An 18240-nucleotide genomic window follows, 5' to 3' on the forward strand; every position below is an offset into this window, starting at 1 on the left:
TCCTCCTCCTTGAGGTAGTTCATCCTTGAAGCCGCTCATCCCTTCACGCCTCCGGCGCTCAGGCCGGACTGCCAGTAGCGCTGCAGCAGCAGGAACGCTGCGACGATCGGCAGGATGGTCAGCACTGCACCAGTGATGACCAGGTGGAACACCGGCGTGGCCCCGACACCGGTCGCGTCGGCGTTCCAGCTCGCGAGCCCGATCGCGAGGGGGAACAGGTTCCGGTCGGAGAGCATGATCAGCGGCAGGAAGTAGTTGTTCCACGTGGCGACGATCGCGAACAGCGCGACCGTCACGATGCCGGGCGCGAGCAGCCGCAGCGAGATGGTGAAGAACGTGCGCCACTCCCCCGCGCCGTCGACCCGTGCGGCCTCGAGCAGCTCGGTCGGTATCGCCTCGGTTGCGAACACCCACATCAGGTACAGCCCGAACGGGGAGACCAGGGTCGGCAGGATCACCGACCACATCGTGTTCGTCAGTCCCAGCTCGCTGAACATGAGGAACGTCGGCACGGCGAGCGCAGCGCCGGGGACCGCGACGGCGCCGATGACGGTGGCGAAGACCGCCGAACGCCCCTTGAACCGGTACTTCGCCAGGCCATAGCCCCCGAGCGTCGCCAGGAGCGTGGCCCCGCCTGCACCGGCCACGACGTAGACCACCGTGTTGCCGAACCAGCGGACGAAGACACCGTCCTGGTAGGTGAGCACCGCCGCGATGTTGTCGAACAGCGCGAACGGCCCAGCCGGCCACAGGCCGAAGGAGTCGGCGAGCGCCTCCTGCGTCTTGGTGGAGCTGACGAGCAGCCACCACAGCGGTGCCAGCGAGTAGACGACCAGACCTGCCATCAGCAGGGTGAGGACCACGGACTTGCGCGGCCGCGAGAAGGAGTGCGCCATCAGCTGTCCCTCCTGGTGCCCCTGAGCTGGACCACGTAGGCGATCGCGGCGGTCAGCACGCCCATGATGATCGCGACGGTCGCGGCGTAGTTGACCTGCTGGCCGAGGAAGCTGAGGTTGTAGGCGTACATGTTGGGCGTGTACGACGACGAGATCAGCGTCGGCGCGAGGACCTTGAGGATGTTCGGCTCGTTGAACAGCTGGAAGCTGCCGATGATCGAGAAGATGGTCGCGATCACGAGTGCCCCGCGCAGGGCCGGGAGCTTCACCGCCCTGATCACCCGCCACTGCCCGGCGCCGTCGATCGCCGCCGCCTCGTAGAGCTCGCCGGGGACGGTGCGCAGCGCGGAGTACAGGATGAGCATGTTGTAGCCCACGAACTCCCACGTCACGATGTTGCCGATCGCGACGAGCATCCACTCCCTGGAGAAGGGAGTGAGCACCTGCGAGCCGGCCGCCTCGTTGATCCAACCGACCAGCCCGATCCGGTCGCCGTACAGGAAGCCCCACATCAGGACGGCGACGACGCCGGGTACCGCGTAGGGCACGAACAGCGCGATCCGCGTGAAGCGCTTCCCGAAGAGGCGCCCGCTGTCGATCACGAGGGCGGCGGCCAGGGCCACGGCGAGCATGATCGGCACCTGCACCACCAGGAACAGGAGCACCCGGCCGGTGCCGTCCCAGAACTTCGGGTCGGTGAACGCGGCGGAGTAGTTCGCCAGTCCCACGAACTGGTTGCCGCCCATGAGCTGGTTGCGGAACAGGCTGAGGTAAAGCGAGTAGAGCACCGGAGCGAGGAACGCGAAGGCGAACGCCACCATGAACGGTGCGACGAAGCTCCAGCCTGCCGCGGAGACGCGGAGGCTCGGTGGGCGGCGACCAGGCACAGGCGCACCCCTTTCCCCGGACGACGTCGTCCGGACTCCCCTGGACTTCAATGTCCTGGACCACGCTGGGCAACGCTGCCCGGCGACGGAATGTGAACGTGAACATCTCCGTGCGCGGTGACTCTGCCACCCCGGCAGGGGGCTGTCAACGCCCCTCGCCACGGGTGGGACGGGTCGTCGGAGAGGTGCCGGGGCCGCCTGGTCGGTCAGCCCAGCGGGGCGCTCCCGCCGAGCACCGCCCAGGCCATCACCCCGGCGTCCTGTCCCACCTCGACGGCACAGTGTGCCGCGTACGCGAGCCAGACGGATCCGCTCCGGGCGCGCACCCAGCCCAGCAGCAGGCCGATGAACCCGGTGCTCAGCACCGCCACGGGATCCACGACGAACCCGTCGGCGGTGAGCACCAGCCCGTGCCACAGGCCGAACCACAGCGACGTCAGCACCAGGCCCCAGCCGACGTCCGCGCCGAGGAACCGCCAGGGGGTTCCGCAGGCCCGGTCGAGGACGGCCAGCATCGCGCCACGGACGAGCAGCTCCTCGACGAGGTTGGCCTGGCCGACGTCGAACAGGAAGCGCTCGGTGTCCATCGGGGCGGGTGGCGCACCGGCGTCGGCCAGGTACCACACGGAGAGGAGCGCGAACCCGGCGAACAGCCCCACCACCACCCAGCCCGCCGGCCGCCAGCCGGCCCGCAGCCGGAGACCGAGACCCGCCTCCTCGCGCGCCCACGGCCCGAGGGCAAGGAAGAGGGCGACCAACCAGAGCAGCTCGACCGTCTTGCCCTGCCAGTTCCATGCGAGCCCTGTCCCGAAGGCCTCGGGCATGCCGTGCGCCCACCGGCTGCACGCGATCAGGACGGCCAGCACCGCCACGACCCGAAGCGCGCCCGGTCGGCGCCACAGCGCTACGGCCAGCAGCGGCCCGACGACGGCGACCGTGATCGCGGTGTCGGCCAGGCCGATCGCACCGGACCGCAGTACCGCCACCGGCCCGGCGACGACACCTACCAGGACCGTTGCGACGGCCAGGACCAGCAGGACAGGCCCCACCCATCGCCAGGTGTCCACGGGTCCCACCCGGACGGCGGCGACGCTCTGCGGTGGGCTCGTGCTCATTCTGGGGGGTTCCCTTCGTCTCAGCGTCGTGGAGCGGCCGCGCTTCTGCGCACCACCAGCTCCGGGGCGATCAGCTCTGCCGCGGGCTTGCCACCGTCGACCGCCGCGAGGAGCAGCGCGACGCTCCTCCGGCCGAGGTCGACGAACGGCTGGCGCACGGTCGTCAGCGGCGGGATGAAATGGCCGGAACCGTCGACGTCGTCGAACCCGACCACCGAGACGTCGTCGGGCACGGAGACGCCGCACTCCCAGAACGCGCGGAGCAGCCCGAGGGCGAGCTGGTCGTTGGCGGCGAAGACCGCCGTCGGTCCCGAACCGGCCTTCACCCGCTGCGCCAGGTCCAGGCCCACCATGTAGCCGCGGTCCGCGGTCCAGCCCGCCACCACCGGCTCGAGGACCGGAAGGCCGTGCTCGGTGAGGACCGCGCGCCAGGCCTCCTCGCGCTCGACCGCGTCCAGCCAGTCCGGCGGGCCCGCGACGTGCAGGATCCGCTGGTGCCCCAGCCCGATCAGATGCTCGACGGCGAGCCGCGCCCCCGCACGCTGGTCCACGGCCAGCGGGATGGTCGGCACGTCGGGCTTCAGGTCCCGCGCCGCGATGATGACCACGGGCACGGGGGCCTGGAACGACTCCACCGCGTCGGCGACGTCGGTGTGCGGCGCGATGACCACGATGCCCTCGACCGCCTGGTCCATGAAGTGCTCGAGGGCCTTGTGCATCGTCTCGGCGTCGTACCGGCGCAGCGTCGCGACGCTGACGTACCAGCCCTGCTCTCGCGCGGCCTCCTCGACGGCGATCAGGGTGCTCGACGGGCCGAACAGCGGCGACCCGGTGGTGACGACGCCCACGGTCGTCGATCGTGCCGTGACCAGGGCACGCGCAGCACTGTTGCGGCGGTAGCCGAGCTCGGCGATCGCCTCGAGCACCTTCTCCCGCGTGGCCGGGCGCACGCTCCGGTGCCCGTTGAGGACACGCGAGACGGTCTGGTGGGACACGCCGGCGAGCGCGGCGACGTCGGCCATGGCCGGCGGCCGCGTCGTCGCGGGTCGAGAGATGGTCACGGAAGGAATCATCCACCCAGCTCGTCGGCGCGGTCACGCGCGGCGGCCGCGGCGGCCAGGAACGAGGCACGCACCCCGCCGTCGTCCAGAGCCCGCAGGGCGGCCGCAGTGGTGCCGCCGGGCGAGGTGACCTTCTCCCGGAGCAGGACGGGGTGCTCCCCCGACTCGTCCATCAGACGGGACGCGCCGAGCAGGGTCTGGACGGCGAGGCGGCGTGCAACATCACGCGTCAGGCCGAGGAGGACTCCGGCCTCGGCCAGCGCGTCGGCGACGTAGAAGACGTATGCCGGTCCGGACCCGGAGATCGCCGACACGGCGTTCAGGTCCTTCTCGGCGGCGCGGACCACTGCGCCTGTGCCCGTGAACAGGTGCTCGACCGCCTCGAGATCCGCCTCCGTCGCGCCGATACCCGCGATCGCCGTGATGCCGGCACCGATCGCGGCGGGCGTGTTGGGCACCGCTCGCACGACGGGCGTACCGGCAGGCAGCCGCTGCTTGTAGAACGACGAGGGCAGGCCTGCCGCGACGGTGACCACGACGGCCTCCGGGTCGATCGCGGTCGCGATCTCGTCGAGCAGCGCGCCGACGTCCTTCGGCTTCACCCCCACGAGGACGAGGCCGGCGCCCCGGACCGCCGCCACGTTGTCGCTGGTGGTGGCCACCTGGTAGGTCTTACGCAGGTGCTGGGCCTTGGCCTCGGTCCGCACCGTGGCCACGACGTCGGAGGCCGCCCAGCCCGCCGACAGCGCGCCTGCCAGCACCGCCTCGCCCATGTTCCCGGCCCCGAGGACCGCAAGTCGCTGGTTCACGGCGCTATTGTCCCCCGCGCCGCTCGGGCCGTCGGCTGAGCAGGTGTCGGCCGAGCAGGTCGAGACCCGTCACAGCGGGAACGCCGCGTAGAAGTCCTCCATCGTGTCGGCCGGGCCGGTCGCCTGCATCACGGCGGTCCCGTTCTGCCAGACCGCGACGGCCCTGCCGTCCTTGGCCGGCATGATCGCGTACTGCCCGACGACCTTCTTGCCGACCTTCACGTCGCCCTCGCGCTCCGGCTCGCCGGCTGCCTTCGTCCAGGCCGCTGCGGCCTGGGCTGCCTCGTCCGACGTGGCCCACTGGCCCGCACGGAGCGCTACCTCGCCGGAGCCGCCGTCCGAGTACTCGGCGTTCCAGGCCTCGAGCGCGCCCTGCTCCTCCTTGATCTTCCTCGCCTCGGCGACCGAGCCGAGCGCGAACTGCAGCACGGTGGACGGGAGCGCCTTCTGGAAGGCGGTCTCGTCGCCGCTGCGGTCCATCGCCTTGACCGTGGGGGTCGGCACCGGCGCCGTGACCGTCACGGTGGGGACAGGCTGCGGCGTCGCCTCGGCCCGCCAGAACCCGGGCCAGACGAAGCCGCCGACGAGCACCACCGCGAGCACGATGGTGAGGAGGCCCACGACCACCACGAGGCGACGGCGGCGGTACACGGCGGGCGAAGCCTTCCTCGCGCCCGGCCCGGCCACCGATGCCGTTGCGCCGGTGCGCGGTGAGTTCACGCGCTGGTCCGTCATGTCTGGCTCCCCCGTACTCTGGCCACCGGGTACGTCACGGTGGCTCAGTTGGCACCATATGGTGCGGCACCGACATCCGGGGGTAGGCACGCCCAGGAGGGTCCGGTACCGCGTTCCGCCGGCCGGACGACGGCGGCCGCGCCGTCGCCTGGCACAACGGGAGCAGCACCGCGAACGCCGCCGCTGCGACGGCGCACGCCGCGAGGAGGCCCCCGGTGTAGGCGGTGAGGCCACCGGCCCACGGCAGGCCCGTCCAGGTGTGGCCCTCGGTCGCCGCGGCGGCCAGCACGGAGAGACCTGCCGTCGGCACTGCCAGGACCCCGAGGACGGTGGTCACCAGCCGCGTCGGGACGTCGGCCCGGCCTTCCGGGTCGTCGGCGGTCCGATCCGCCGGTCCCGCCGGTGCCACGGCGCACACCAGCGCGGTCCACACCACCACCACGAGGACCGCTGCGACGACGTCGGACGGGCGGTGCCAGCGGTCGCCGAGCGTCGCGAGGCCGATCGCGCAGGCGGCGACGGCTCCGGCGAACCCCGTCAGGGGCCGCCAACTGCGCGGCGTGACGAGGAGCAGCGCCGCCCAGGCCGCGACCACGACCGTGACGTGACCGCTCGGCAGGGTGTTGATGTCACGGTTCCACTCGCCGACGAGCCCCGTGCGGTCGAACACCCCGTCCTTGATCACCTGCGTGGTCACGTTCGACCCGATGATCACGACGGCGGCGAGGCCTGCGGCCACCCATCGCCGCCGCAGCAGCCCGATCCCGCACACCAGGACGAACCCGGTCAGGAGCCACGGCAGCGAGCCGAGCAGCAGCACCGGCTCCACCAGGGGGTTGACGACGTCCTGGAACCGGTCGGCGGTCTCGAAGACACGCTCCTCGACCCGCTGCCCCGGCCACGTGGTCACCATCGCCCACCAGACGAGCCAGGTCCCCACCGCTGCCCCGACAGCCACGGCCAGACCTGCCGCACGGGCCGTGCGACGGGCTGTGGACCGCGAGGGCTTCATGGGGTCGGTGCCGGTGCGCGCGATGCTTCCCTGCTCACCAGGTTTCCGTCGGAGACCAGCATGGACGCAAGGTACCCCGCCAGTGTGGGTGGCGGCACGTACGGTGGCGCACGTGACCTCATCGACCTCCAAGCGGGCTCGGCCCGCGTACCGCTGTGCCGAGTGTGGCTGGACCACCGTCAAGTGGGTCGGCCGCTGCGGGGAGTGCCAGGCGTGGGGCACCGTGTCAGAGGACGGGCCTGCGGCGGCCGGCCCCCGCACGGCCACCGTGTCCCCCGCACGTGAGCCCGCGCGGCCCATCGGCGACATCGATGTCGAGTCGGCACGCGCCAACCCGACCGGCGTCGGTGAGTTCGACCGGGTGCTCGGCGGCGGGCTCGTGCCGGGAGCCGTGATCCTGCTCGCGGGCGAGCCGGGCGTCGGCAAGTCGACCCTCCTGCTCGACGTCGCGAGCAACGTGGCCGACGGCGCCCTGGGCCCGGACGGGTTCGAGTCGCCCCGCACCGTGCTGTACGTGACCGGCGAGGAGTCGGCGGGACAGGTGCGGCTGCGCGCCGAGCGGATCGGCGCGCTCTCGCCCACCCTGCTGCTCGCCGCTGAGACCGACCTGGGGACGGTGCTCGGCCACCTGGAGGTGAACCAGCCGGACATGCTGATCGTGGACTCGGTGCAGACCATCGCGTCCGCTCAGGTCGACGGCGCCCCTGGTGGCGTGTCGCAGGTCCGGGAGGTCGCCGGCGCCCTGATCGCCGTGGCCAAGGAACGGCAGATCCCCACGATCCTCGTCGGGCACGTGACCAAGGACGGCTCCGTCGCCGGCCCGCGCACGCTCGAGCACCTGGTGGACGTGGTCTGCCAGTTCGAGGGCGACCGGCACTCGCGCCTGCGCATGATCCGGGCGGTGAAGAACCGGTACGGGCCGACGGACGAGGTGGGCTGCTTCGACCTGTCGGAGGACGGGATCGTCGGGCTGCCGGACCCGTCGGGACTGTTCCTCTCGCACGCGGGCTCCGGCGTCGCGGGCTCCTGCATCACCGTCACCCTGGAGGGGCGGCGGCCGCTCGCCGTCGAGGTGCAGGGGCTCGTCGCCCCGAGCCCGCTGAACAACCCGCGTCGCGCGACCAGCGGCGTCGACTCCAGCCGGCTCGCCATGATCCTGGCCGTGCTTCAGCGGCACGGCGGGCTACGGCTCGCCGATCAGGACGTCTACGCCTCGACCGTCGGCGGAGCCCGGATCACCGAGCCGGCGTCGGACCTCGCGGCCGCGCTCGCGCTCGTCTCCGCACGGACGGGCCGGCCCCTGCCGGGGGCCACCGTCGCCGTCGGCGAGGTGGGCCTGGCCGGCGACCTGCGCCCGGTCGCCGGACTGGACCGCCGCCTGGGTGAGGCGGCACGTCTGGGCTTCGCACACGCCGTCGTCCCGCACGGAACCGGCGTCAAGGCGCCCGAGGGGCTCCAGCTGGTGGAGGCGGCCCACATCCGCGACGCCGTCGAGTGGGCGCAGTCCGCGGGTGGCGGCACCGGAAGCGAGACGGACCGTGATTGACCGGTCTGCGAAACGAACTGCTTGTGAGCCGCCGTACAGCGTAGGATTTCTTCGTGGCCACCACCTCCTCGCACCCTGACGAGCTGCTCCGGGAGACCCTGGCCGCCGTCGCGCCCGGGACCGAACTCCGCGACGGGCTCGAGCGCATCCTGCGCGGCCGTACCGGCGCGCTCATCGTGCTCGGCCTCGACCCGACGGTGGAACAGATCTGCTCCGGCGGCTTCTCGCTCGACGTCGACTTCTCGGCCACGCGACTGCGCGAGCTGTCGAAGATGGACGGCGCAGTGGTGCTGGACCGGGCCGCCACCCGCATCCGCAAGGCCGCGGTGCAGCTGCTGCCCGACCCGACCATCGAGACCACCGAGTCGGGCACCCGCCACCGCACCGCCGAACGGGTCGCCAAGCAGACCGGCTTCCCCATCATCTCCGTGAGCCAGTCGATGCGGATCGTCGCGCTCTACGTGGGCGGACAGCGGCACGTGCTGGAGGACTCGGACACGATTCTCGGCCGGGCGAACCAGGCCCTCGCGACGCTCGAGCGCTACCGCGCCCGCCTCGACGAGGTGTCCGGCACGCTGTCCGCGCTGGAGATCGAGGACCTGGTGACGGTGCGCGATGTGTGCTCGGTTGTCCAGCGCCTCGAGATGGTCGGCCGCATCTCCGACGAGATCGCGGGCTACGTGATCGAGCTCGGCGTGGACGGCCGCCTGCTGGCGCTCCAGCTCGACGAGCTGATCGGCGACGTCGGCTCGGACCGCGAGTTCGTGATCCGCGACTATGTGCTGGGCCGCAAGGACCGCACCCTCGCCGACGTGCAGGCCGAGCTCTCCGCGCTCACGTCGCAGGAGCTGCTCGACATGAGCCAGATCGGCCGGATCCTCGACCTGCCCGGCGGCGGAGACGCGCTCGACGCCGCCGTCGCACCGCACGGCTACCGGCTCCTGTCCAAGGTGCCGCGCCTGCCCAACACGACCATCGAGCAGCTCGTCGGCCACTTCAGCAGCCTGCAGAAGCTCCTCGCCGCGAGCGTGGACGACCTGATGTCGGTCGACGGGGTCGGCGATCAGCGCGCCCGGACCATCCGCGAGGGCCTGTCCCGGCTGGCGGAGTCCAGCATCCTCGAGCGATACGTCTGACGCGGCGCGTCTGACGCAGACCGCCCGACGCGGCACACCTGACGCGGACCGCCCGACGTGGCACGCCCCACGCAGCACACCTGACGCGGCACACCTGACGCGGCACGCCCCACGCCGCACGCCCCACGCCGCACACCCGACGTGGCACGCCCCACGCAGCACACCCGACGCGGCATACCTGACGTGGACCGCCCTGGACCGCTGCCCGGGCCGGACTGGCGAGTGCAGACTTGGTCGCGCCCCCGACCGGCGAGTGCAGACTTGATTGCGGTTTGAGCGCCTCTCACCGCGACAAAGTCTGCAGTCGGCATCTGCGACCGCAACCAAGTCTGCAGTCGGCGACCGCGACCGCGACCGCGACCGCGACCGCGACCGCGACCAAGTCTGCACTCGCGCGTTGGTGCTGGCCGGCGGCGGGTGTCAGGGCTTCTTGTCGGAGTCGCTACCCGGCTCGTCCGGCGCGCCCGGGTCCGCCGATGCGTCCGCCTCGCCCGACCCGTCCGCCTCGCCCGACCTGTCTGCCTCGCCCGACTCGTCCGGTTGGGCCGACCCGCCCGACGCACTGGCCGAGGCATCCGGCTCGGCCGACGGGCTCGCGGACGAGTCCCCGGACGGGCTCCCCGACGGTGACGGCGACCGGCTCGGCTCCGGCACCGTGTACGTCATTCGCACCACGTCGCTGGACACCCCCTCGATGTCGGCGAGCGTGACCTGCGCGGTGTACTCGCCGGCGGTCAGCTTGGGCTGGCCCGGCTCGCAGCCGGGCACGGACCGGGAGTCGGACCAGCTCACGTTCGTGGTGTCGACGTCGCCGGGCCCGAGCAGCAGCAGCCGCTCCTCCTCCTGGTCGGCGCAGTCCGCCGACGACCAGGCCCGCTCCGCCGACGACTCGCCCGCCTCGCCCTGGTACACGGTCACGGCGAGACCGTGCCGGGGTGCCTCGACCAGGCACTGCACCGACCCCTCGTTCCGGAGCGACACCGTGAACCCGACCGGCACGCCAGGGGTGACCGTCAGCCGGTCCGCCGCGAGCCCGATGTCGAGGTCGTCGGGCTCGCACGGCGCCGCTGCGGCGTTCGGGTCCACGGGGTTCGGCGGGTTCTCCTTTGCCGACACGATCGGCACGTCGGACTCCGGCCACGTCCACGCCACCCCGAGGCCGCCGAACGCCAGGACTGTCAGCACCACGAGCACCCGCCCGAGCCGTCGCGGGCGCCGGCCGGCGGACCCCCACTCCGCGTCGTGATCCTGGGGCCCTTCGGCCTCCTCCGGCGCACTGACCACCTGCTGAACCCCCTGCTGGACTCCTGGACACGGTCTGACGTGCGGTAACACCGCGCGGCACCAAAATACGACGCTCCACACCGCCGTGGCGGCAGCCGCGCCGCCGAGTCGGTCACATGTCCTACTTCACCGCTCTCGCGGCCCCCGCGCGCCGTCCGGTCCGCTTCGGCCGAGCGACGATCGTGGGGCAGGATGAGTCCCCGTGACAGCACGGGAAGCGACACGACGCACCGAGGTGCGCTCCGGCGTCGTGCACTGGTTCGACGGCGCCGCACGCGACCTGCCCTGGCGCGCACCGGACCGGACCCCCTGGGGGGTGCTCGTCAGCGAGGTCATGCTGCAGCAGACGCCGGTGGTGCGCGTGGAGCCCGCCTGGTGCGCGTGGCAGGAGCAGTGGCCGACCCCCGCCGACCTGGCCGGCGCGGCGACCGCCGACGTCCTCAGGGCCTGGGGCCGGCTCGGGTACCCGCGCCGCGCGCTGCGGCTGCAGGAGTGCGCGAGGGTGGTCGTCGAACGGCACGACGGCGTGGTGCCGAGCACCGAGGCCGAGCTGCGGGAGCTGCCCGGCGTCGGCGAGTACACGGCGGCAGCGGTGCTGGCGTTCGCCTACGGCAAGCGATCGGTGGTGGTCGACACCAACGTGCGCCGGGTGCTGGCGCGTGCGGTCGGTGGGACGGCCCTGCCCGCGCCGTCGTACACCGCGGCGGAACGCGCACTGGCCACGGCCCTCGCTCCGGAAGGGGACACGGAAGCCGCCCGCTGGGCCGCCGCTTCGATGGAGCTGGGCGCACTGGTCTGCACGGCGAAGGCCCCGAAGTGCGGTGCCTGCCCGGTCGCCGACCTGTGCGCGTGGCACCAGGCCGGCTCACCGGAGGACGCGCACGCCGCCCGACGCCGGACGCAGGCCTGGGCGGGCACCGACCGGCAGGCGCGCGGCCGGGTCATGGCAGAGCTCCGGCAGGCGGCCGAACCGGTGGACCGCGCTCTGCTCACGTCCCTGTGGCACGACCCGCTGCAGCTCGACCGTGCGATCGCCGGCCTGGTCGAGGACGGTCTGGCCGAGCAGGACGACGCCGGCCGCCTCCACCTCCCCGGCTAGCTCGGCAGGGGGCGGCGGGTCAGAGCTCCAGGAGCATCCGCGAGTTGCCGAGGGTGTTGGGCTTGACCCGCGCCAGGTCGAGGAACTCCGCCACGCCCTCGTCGTAGGACCGCAGCAGCTCCGCGTACACCTCGTGGGTCACGGGCGTGCCGTCGATCTCGCGGAACCCGTGCGCTGCGAAGAAGTCGACCTCGAAGGTCAGGCAGAACACGCGGCGCAACCCGAGGGCGCCGGCTCGCTCGATCAGCGCCTCGAGCAGCGCGTGGCCCACCCTGCGGCCGCGCCAGTCACGGTGGACGGCCAGCGTGCGCACCTCTGCGAGGTCGTCCCACATCACGTGGAGCGCCCCGCAGCCGACGACGGCGTCGCCCGCCGGGTCGGTCGCCACCAGGAACTCCTGGACCGCCTCGAAGTAGCCGACCATCTCGTACGGTCGGAGGATCCGCTCCTGGCTGAGCGGCGCGACGAGGTCACGAATCGTGCGCACGTCTGCCGGGAGCGCTGGGCGGATCACGGGCGCTGCCGGCGCCTCGGGTGTCGTCACGGCGACACACTACGACCGAGGCACCGCGCGACGCCCGCCCGGCACACCAGTCGGGCATCTCCGGCGGGAACACCAGACGAAACGTATGGTGAATCGGAAAGTGAGCAAGAGAACCTCCCAACACACCCTGCCCAACAGGGCAAAGGTCTTGCCAAGTCAAGGAATGCGTGGTGAGTTTGGCGCATGGCATCCACACGCCTGACCGCAGACGCGAGGACGCAAGCACTGGCCGCGCTCGAAGCCAGTGTCAGCCCCTCGGCCGAGCTCGACGTACTGGTGATCGGGGGCGGCATCACCGGCGCCGGCATAGCACTGGACGCGGTCACCCGCGGGTTGTCGACGGCCATCGTCGAGGCACAGGACTGGGCACAGGGCACCTCCAGCCGGAGCAGCAAGCTGGTCCACGGCGGGCTGCGGTACCTACAGATGCTCGACTTCGAGCTGGTCCACGAGGCGCTCACCGAGCGTGACCTCCTGCTCCGGGACCTCGCACCGCACCTGGTGCGGCCGGTCCCGTTCTTGTATCCCCTGGAGCACCGGGTCTGGGAGCGCGCCTACGTCGGCGCCGGCATCGCCATGTACGACGTGCTCGCGACGCTCACGCCGGGCCGCCGTCCGATGCCGTTCCACCGGCACCTGAGCAAGAACCAGATGGAGGCCAAGTTCCCGGACCTGGCGCACGATGCCGCGGTCGGCGCCGTCCAGTACTGGGACGCCTCCGTTGACGACGCCCGGCTGGTCGCCACCGTCATCCGCACCGCCGCGAGCTACGGGGCGCACACCGCGAGCCGTACGCAGGTGGTGGGCCTCACGCAGGGCGCGACGGGCGCCGTGAACGGCGCGGTGGTCGTGGACCTGGAGACCGGCAAGGAGATCACCGTCAGGGCCCGCTCGGTCATCAACGCGACCGGCGTGTGGACGGAGGACACCGAGGCCCTCGCCGGCTCGGAGGGCGGTCTGCACGTGCTCGCCAGCAAGGGCGTCCACCTCGTCGTCCCGCGGGAACGCATCCGTGGTCATGCCGGGCTGATCCTGCAGACGGAGAAGTCCGTGCTGTTCGTCATCCCGTGGAGCCGGTACTGGATCATCGGGACCACCGACACGCCCTGGGACCTCGACCCGACCCACCCGGTCGCGACGAGCGCCGACATCGACTACGTGCTCGACCATGCCAACGCCGTGCTGGCACACCCCCTGACCAGGGAAGACATTATCGGTACCTACGCGGGCCTGCGCCCGTTGCTCCAGCCCGGCACCAAGGCGGGCACGAGCAGCGCGAAGGTCAGCCGCGAGCACACCGTCGCCTCGCCGACGCCGGGCCTCACGGTGATCGCGGGCGGCAAGCTGACGACCTACCGGATCATGGCCAAGGACGCGGTCGACTTCGCGATCGGGCAGCGCGCGGCCGCCCTGCCCTCCATCACGCACCAGATCCCGCTCACGGGCGCGGTCGGACTACGGGCCGTGCAGCGCCAGGCGCGCACGTGGGGCAAGCGGTTCGGCTGGGCTCCCCCGATGCTGGACCACCTGCTGCACCGGTACGGCGCCAACCTCGCAGAGATCGTCGAGCTGTGCGACGCCGACCCGTCGCTCGCCCAGCCGCTCGAGCACGCCCCCGCCTACCTTCGGGCCGAGGTGTACTACGCCGTCAGCCACGAGGGCGCCCTCCACCTCGAGGACGTGCTCGCGCACCGCACACGGCTCGTCTACGAGGTAGCCGACCGGGGCACCGAGGCCGCCGAGGAGGTCGCCTCCGTCGTCGGCCCGCTCCTCGGCTGGGACGCGTCCGACACGGAGCGCGAGGTCCGTGCGTGGCAGGCGCGGATCGAGGCCGAACGGCACGCCGAGGAAGCTCCCGACGACGAGGCCGCCGAGCGGGCGCGCCTGACCACCCCAGACGTAGCGGCCATGCAGCCGCTCCGAAACTAAGGAAGCCAAGGAACGTAGCTACTGACCTGCCGACGAGCCTCGCCAGCCGAGCCGCCGGGTACCCCCTTGTACGCCGACAGTGCGGTCGGCAGAAAGTGAGTCAGCGATGAACGCATTCACAGACATCATGGTGCCGGAGTTCCTCGGCACGATGATTCTGATCCTCGGTGGTGCCGGAGTGGTGGCCAACGCCATCCTGCCGAGGACCAAGGGCTTCAACGGCGGCTGGTTGCTCATCAACTTCGGCTGGGGCCTCGCGGTCTTCGCGGGCGTGTTCGTCGCCTTCAGGTCCGGCGGACACATCAACCCCGCCGTGACGCTGGGCATCCTGTCCAACGGGGCCGAGGAGTTCGCCGAAGGGGTCCCGGCCAACTTCGTCAACATGCTCCTGTACTGGGTCGCCCAGCTCGCCGGCGCCTTCGTGGGTGCCGTCCTCGCCTACCTTGCGCACAAGCAGCACTTCGACCAGGACGCCGACCCGGCCGTCAAGCTCGGCGTCTTCTCCACCGGCCCCGAGATCCGCTCGTACACGTGGAACTTCGTCACCGAGGTCATCGCCACGTTCATGCTGGTCTTCGTGATCCTGTCGTTCGGCAACTGGCCCGGCGACCTCGGGCCGCTGGCCGCCGCCCTCCTCGTGGTCGGTATCGGTGCGAGCCTCGGTGGCCCCACGGGGTACGCCATCAACCCGGCTCGTGACTTCGGGCCGCGCATAGCGCACTTCGTCCTGCCCATCCCTGGCAAGGGATCCAGCGACTGGTCGTACTCGTGGGTGCCGGTGGTCGGACCGCTGGTGGGTGGCGCGATCGGAGGCCTGCTGGCTGCGGCGGTCTTCTGATTCGACATGGACTTCGACACGGACACAGACAAGGGAGTCAACACCGATGGCTGACTACGTACTCGCGATCGACCAGGGCACGACGAGCACCCGGGCGATCGTCTTCAACCACTCCGGGACCATCGTGTCCAGCGGCCAGATCGAGCACGACCAGATCTTCCCGAAGGCCGGGTGGGTGGAGCACAAGCCCGACCAGATCTGGGACAACACCCGTCAGGTGGTGGGGCTCGCGCTGACCAGGGCGAACATCAACCACAGCGACCTCGCCGCCGTGGGCATCACCAACCAGCGCGAGACCACCGTCGTGTGGGACAAGACGACCGGCAAGCCGGTCTACAACGCGATCGTGTGGCAGGACACACGGACCCAGGCCATCGTCGACGAGCTCGGCGGGTCCGAGGGCGCGGACAAGTACAAGGCGATCGTCGGCCTGCCGCTCGCCACCTACTTCTCCGGACCCAAGGTGAAGTGGATCCTCGACAACGTCGAGGGGGCGCGCGACGCGGCCGAGCGGGGCGACCTGCTGTTCGGTAACACCGACGCGTGGGTCCTGTGGAACATGACCGGTGGGCCCGACGGCGGCGTGCACGTCACCGACGTCACGAACGCGTCGCGCACCATGCTCATGGACCTCGACACGCTGTCCTGGCGTGAGGACATCGCGGCGGACATGGGTATCCCGCTGTCGATGCTGCCCGAGATCCGTTCCTCCTCCGAGGTGTACGGCAAGGGCCGCCCCCGTGGCATGGTGCCCGGCGTGCCGATCGCCGGCATCCTCGGCGACCAGCAGGCGGCAACGTTCGGGCAGGCGTGCTTCGAGGTCGGCACTGCGAAGAACACGTACGGCACCGGCAACTTCATGCTGCTCAACACGGGCACAGAGAAGGTGCCGTCCGAGAACGGCCTGCTCACCACGGTCTGCTACAAGATCGGTGACGCGGCGCCCATCTACGCGCTCGAGGGTTCCATCGCGGTCACGGGGTCCCTGGTCCAGTGGCTCCGCGACAACCTGGGCCTGTTCCACGACGCGCCCGACGTCGAGTGGCTCGCCCGCAAGGTCGAGGACAACGGTGGCGCCTACTTCGTCCCCGCCTTCTCCGGCCTGTTCGCGCCGTACTGGCGGCCCGACGCGCGGGGTGCGCTCGTCGGCCTGACCCGGTACGTCAACCGGAACCACATCGCGCGGGCCGCGCTGGAGGCCACAGCGTTCCAGACCCGCGAGGTCATGGACGCCATGCGGGCAGACTCCGGGGTCGAGCTCACCGAGCTCAAGGTCGATGGCGGCATGATCGCCAACGAGCTGCTCATGCAGTTCCAGGCGGACCAGCTCGGCGTGCCCGTCGTCCGGCCGGTCGTCGCGGAGACCACGGCACTCGGTGCCGCGTACGCAGCGGGTATCGCTGTCGGCTTCTGGAAGGGCGAGTCCGACGTCACCGCGAACTGGGCGGAGGACCGGCGGTGGGAGCCCGCCATGGAGCAGGACGAGCGGGAGCGGCTGTACCGGAGCTGGAAGAAGGCCGTGACGAAGACGTTCGACTGGGTGGACGCGGATATCGGCTGAGTTTTTCGGTCGGGTCCGCTTGCCCTCCGTGGCCAGGACCGCGGAGGGGAAGGAAGGCCTTCCTTCCCCTCCGCTCCGTAGGTATGTCACCTCGGTCAGGGGGACAGGAAGCGCCTCGCCGTGTCGACCAGGGTGGCTTTCTCGGCCTGGGCCGTGAAGGTCTCCTCGTCCGCTATGCGGCCGAGGAAGCCGTCGGTCAGCAGGTAGAGCCAGGAGGTGATCCGGTAGGGGTTGAGATCGGTCCTGATCTCCCCCGCCCGCTGGGCCCTCTCGACCCAGGCGAGGAGCAGGTCGCGCTGTGCCCGTGTGTCCTCCTCCAGCGCCTCTGCGACCTCGGGCACGCGCATGACGCCTGCCACCGCCCGGACGAAGCCGGGCATCCTAGGGTCCGCCGCCTCGTCGGCCCCCTTCGCCACGATGTCGAGGAGCACACCGAGCGGGTCGGTACGGTCCGCGTAGAGCCCTGCTGCCTCTCGCGCCTCGGCCGTACCGAGCGTCAGGATCGCCAGCAGCAGGTCCAGCTTGGTCGGGAAGTAGTGGAAGAACGTGCCCGACCCGATGCCAGCCCCCCGGCAGATCGCGGCGGTGGTCGCGCCGTCGTACCCACGCTCCGCGAAGACGGTCAGTGCAGCATCGATGATGGCGAGCCGGCGCGCCTCGTGACGCTCCGGGTCAACGGTCCGTGCCACGGGCTCCCTCACCGGCCGACGTCGTCCGGCGCACCTGGATCCGGTCGTCCCGGACACGTGCCACCAGTCCGAGCGCGGCCAGGTCCTCGTCCGCCGTGCGGACCGCGGCGGCGTCCTTGCGCTCCTCGAGCCGACGGCGGAGGGCTTCGTTCTCGACGGCGGTGAAACCGGGGCGGCCGTCAAGCCATCGCTCGAACCGCTCCTCGTAGGGATCCGCGTCCCGCCACGGCCAGCGGTGCTGCTCCAGGGTGTCCTTGACCTTGGTCCAGGACAGGGTGTCGGCGTCGACCCGGGCGCGGAGGCCGCCGTCCGGCCGCAGGAGCACGAGGTACCTCGTGTCGCGGAATGCGGCGCCGACGTCGGACCGCTCGATCCACACCTCGCGCTCCTCCTGCCGGTGCTCCAGGTGGTCGTCGGTGACGCTCAGAGCGGGTGCCTCACCCACTGTCATGAAGGCGATGAACCCACCGCCGAGCAGGCCGAGCCCACCCAGGATGCCGAGCGTCCAGGCCAACGGCAGCGTCTCGACGAGCTGCAGCACCCTGGGCACCGGCAGCGGCGACGCGTCGATCAGATCCACCAGAGCGCCGGCCAGCGGGGACGCGAACCAGCCAAGAACTACGCCGATGGCGAGCACGCCGAGGCCGAGGAGGACGGGGAGCGAAGGTGGCTGGCGCACCTCGGTGGTCGTCATACCGAATTATTAGAGCACTCACTCCAGTAATGCAACCACGTCAGTCGTCGGGGACCAGCTGCGCGACCATCCGGGGCACGCGCTTCTCCAGTGCACGCCACACGAGCTCGTCGTCAACACCGTCGTGGACGTGGGCGATCAGGTTCCGGATGCCCTTGAGGGCCGGCCAGCCGACGTCAGGATGCTGCTCCTTGAACCAGTCCGGAAGTCGCTCGGCCACCGTCCCGATGTTCAGGACGATGTGCTCGCCGAAACCCCTGCTCCGCTCTCCGTCGAATGTTTGAGCCATGTAGGCCTCATGCCCCTCGGAGACCAGCTGATGCGCTTGTTCCCCGAAGCGAGCGAGGTCCCGTAGTCACCCATAGCCGAGATTATGTCGACTTGTGATCAGCATGCCGGGCGGCG

Annotated in this window: 18 protein-coding genes; 6 read left to right on the top strand and 12 right to left on the bottom strand. The window is 71.2% G+C overall.

The genetic code is table 11. From position 1 onward, the window contains the following. Positions 1–35: 35 nt before the first annotated feature. The 7 genes from ACFS27_RS28495 to ACFS27_RS28525 all read right to left on the bottom strand — a co-directional run bounded on the left by ACFS27_RS28495 (position 36) and on the right by ACFS27_RS28525 (position 6461). The gene (locus tag ACFS27_RS28495; protein WP_377190620.1) at positions 36–896 is read right to left on the bottom strand and encodes a carbohydrate ABC transporter permease; all 861 of its coding nucleotides are present in this window, start codon (positions 894–896) and stop codon (positions 36–38) included. After that, entirely contained in the window at positions 896–1717 is an 822-nt protein-coding gene (locus ACFS27_RS28500) for a carbohydrate ABC transporter permease (protein WP_253877156.1), read from the bottom strand. Before ACFS27_RS28500 ends, ACFS27_RS28495 begins: the two co-directional genes overlap by 1 nt. A 272-nt stretch (positions 1718–1989) precedes the next feature. Continuing rightward, the gene (locus ACFS27_RS28505; RefSeq protein ID WP_377190622.1) at positions 1990–2898 is read right to left on the bottom strand and encodes a CPBP family intramembrane glutamic endopeptidase; all 909 of its coding nucleotides are present in this window, start codon (positions 2896–2898) and stop codon (positions 1990–1992) included. A 20-nt stretch (positions 2899–2918) separates the two neighbouring features. Next, on the bottom strand, positions 2919–3920 hold the full coding sequence (locus ACFS27_RS28510; protein WP_377191215.1) for a LacI family DNA-binding transcriptional regulator: 1002 nt from the start codon (positions 3918–3920) through the stop codon (positions 2919–2921). A 47-nt stretch (positions 3921–3967) separates the two neighbouring features. Then, entirely contained in the window at positions 3968–4768 is an 801-nt protein-coding gene (gene proC / locus ACFS27_RS28515; RefSeq protein WP_377190624.1) for a pyrroline-5-carboxylate reductase, read from the bottom strand. Positions 4769–4837: 69 nt separating this feature from the next. Then, complete coding sequence (locus tag ACFS27_RS28520; RefSeq protein ID WP_377190626.1) at positions 4838–5503, bottom strand: hypothetical protein; 666 nt, start codon at positions 5501–5503, stop codon at positions 4838–4840. Between the two features lie 34 nt (positions 5504–5537). After that, on the bottom strand, positions 5538–6461 hold the full coding sequence (locus tag ACFS27_RS28525) for a phosphatase PAP2 family protein (RefSeq protein WP_377190628.1): 924 nt from the start codon (positions 6459–6461) through the stop codon (positions 5538–5540). Between the two features lie 166 nt (positions 6462–6627). Here ACFS27_RS28525 and radA point away from each other — a divergent pair, with 166 nt between their 5' ends. Next, complete coding sequence (gene radA / locus ACFS27_RS28530; RefSeq protein WP_377190630.1) at positions 6628–8061, top strand: DNA repair protein RadA; 1434 nt, start codon at positions 6628–6630, stop codon at positions 8059–8061. Between the two features lie 53 nt (positions 8062–8114). Beyond that, positions 8115–9197: a DNA integrity scanning diadenylate cyclase DisA gene (disA, locus tag ACFS27_RS28535; protein WP_377190632.1), complete on the top strand. Its 1083-nt coding sequence runs from the start codon at positions 8115–8117 to the stop codon at positions 9195–9197. A 420-nt stretch (positions 9198–9617) separates the two neighbouring features. Here the strand turns inward: disA and ACFS27_RS28540 are convergent, their stop codons facing one another. Beyond that, positions 9618–10481, bottom strand: a complete 864-nt coding sequence (locus ACFS27_RS28540; RefSeq protein ID WP_377190634.1) for a hypothetical protein — start codon at positions 10479–10481, stop codon at positions 9618–9620. 202 nt (positions 10482–10683) lie between these two features. Here ACFS27_RS28540 and ACFS27_RS28545 point away from each other — a divergent pair, with 202 nt between their 5' ends. Next, positions 10684–11580 carry an A/G-specific adenine glycosylase gene (locus tag ACFS27_RS28545; RefSeq protein WP_377190636.1) on the top strand — a complete coding sequence of 299 codons (897 nt, stop codon included), beginning with the start codon at positions 10684–10686 and terminating at the stop codon, positions 11578–11580. Positions 11581–11599: 19 nt separating this feature from the next. On the opposite strand, the gene ACFS27_RS28550 is transcribed toward ACFS27_RS28545, so the two are convergent. Next, positions 11600–12124, bottom strand: coding sequence for an amino-acid N-acetyltransferase (locus ACFS27_RS28550; protein ID WP_377190638.1), 525 nt, complete (start codon positions 12122–12124; stop codon positions 11600–11602). 183 nt (positions 12125–12307) lie between these two features. Between ACFS27_RS28550 and ACFS27_RS28555 the strand changes: the two genes are divergently transcribed. The 3 genes from ACFS27_RS28555 (at position 12308) to glpK (ending at position 16452) form a co-directional block, all read left to right on the top strand. Beyond that, a complete protein-coding gene (locus ACFS27_RS28555; RefSeq protein ID WP_377190640.1) occupies positions 12308–14053 on the top strand; it encodes a glycerol-3-phosphate dehydrogenase/oxidase in 1746 nt (581 codons plus the stop codon). A gap of 106 nt (positions 14054–14159) precedes the next feature. Continuing rightward, positions 14160–14891: an MIP/aquaporin family protein gene (locus ACFS27_RS28560; protein ID WP_377190642.1), complete on the top strand. Its 732-nt coding sequence runs from the start codon at positions 14160–14162 to the stop codon at positions 14889–14891. A 46-nt stretch (positions 14892–14937) separates the two neighbouring features. Next, the gene (glpK, locus tag ACFS27_RS28565; RefSeq protein WP_377190644.1) at positions 14938–16452 is read left to right on the top strand and encodes a glycerol kinase GlpK; all 1515 of its coding nucleotides are present in this window, start codon (positions 14938–14940) and stop codon (positions 16450–16452) included. A 95-nt stretch (positions 16453–16547) separates the two neighbouring features. Here the strand turns inward: glpK and ACFS27_RS28570 are convergent, their stop codons facing one another. The 3 genes from ACFS27_RS28570 to ACFS27_RS28580 are packed head-to-tail and all read right to left on the bottom strand — an operon-like array spanning position 16548 to position 18124. After that, positions 16548–17141: a TetR/AcrR family transcriptional regulator gene (locus tag ACFS27_RS28570; RefSeq protein WP_377190646.1), complete on the bottom strand. Its 594-nt coding sequence runs from the start codon at positions 17139–17141 to the stop codon at positions 16548–16550. Beyond that, positions 17125–17835 (bottom strand): YqeB family protein, encoded by a 711-nt coding sequence (locus ACFS27_RS28575; RefSeq protein WP_377190648.1) that lies wholly within the window; start codon positions 17833–17835, stop codon positions 17125–17127. Before ACFS27_RS28575 ends, ACFS27_RS28570 begins: the two co-directional genes overlap by 17 nt. Positions 17836–17875: 40 nt before the next feature. After that, a complete protein-coding gene (locus ACFS27_RS28580; protein ID WP_377190650.1) occupies positions 17876–18124 on the bottom strand; it encodes a HepT-like ribonuclease domain-containing protein in 249 nt (82 codons plus the stop codon). Positions 18125–18240: the final 116 nt, after the last annotated feature.

It is taken from the genome of Promicromonospora vindobonensis, from assembly GCF_042685865.1.
GTDB classification, from domain to species: domain Bacteria; phylum Actinomycetota; class Actinomycetes; order Actinomycetales; family Cellulomonadaceae; genus Promicromonospora; species Promicromonospora vindobonensis.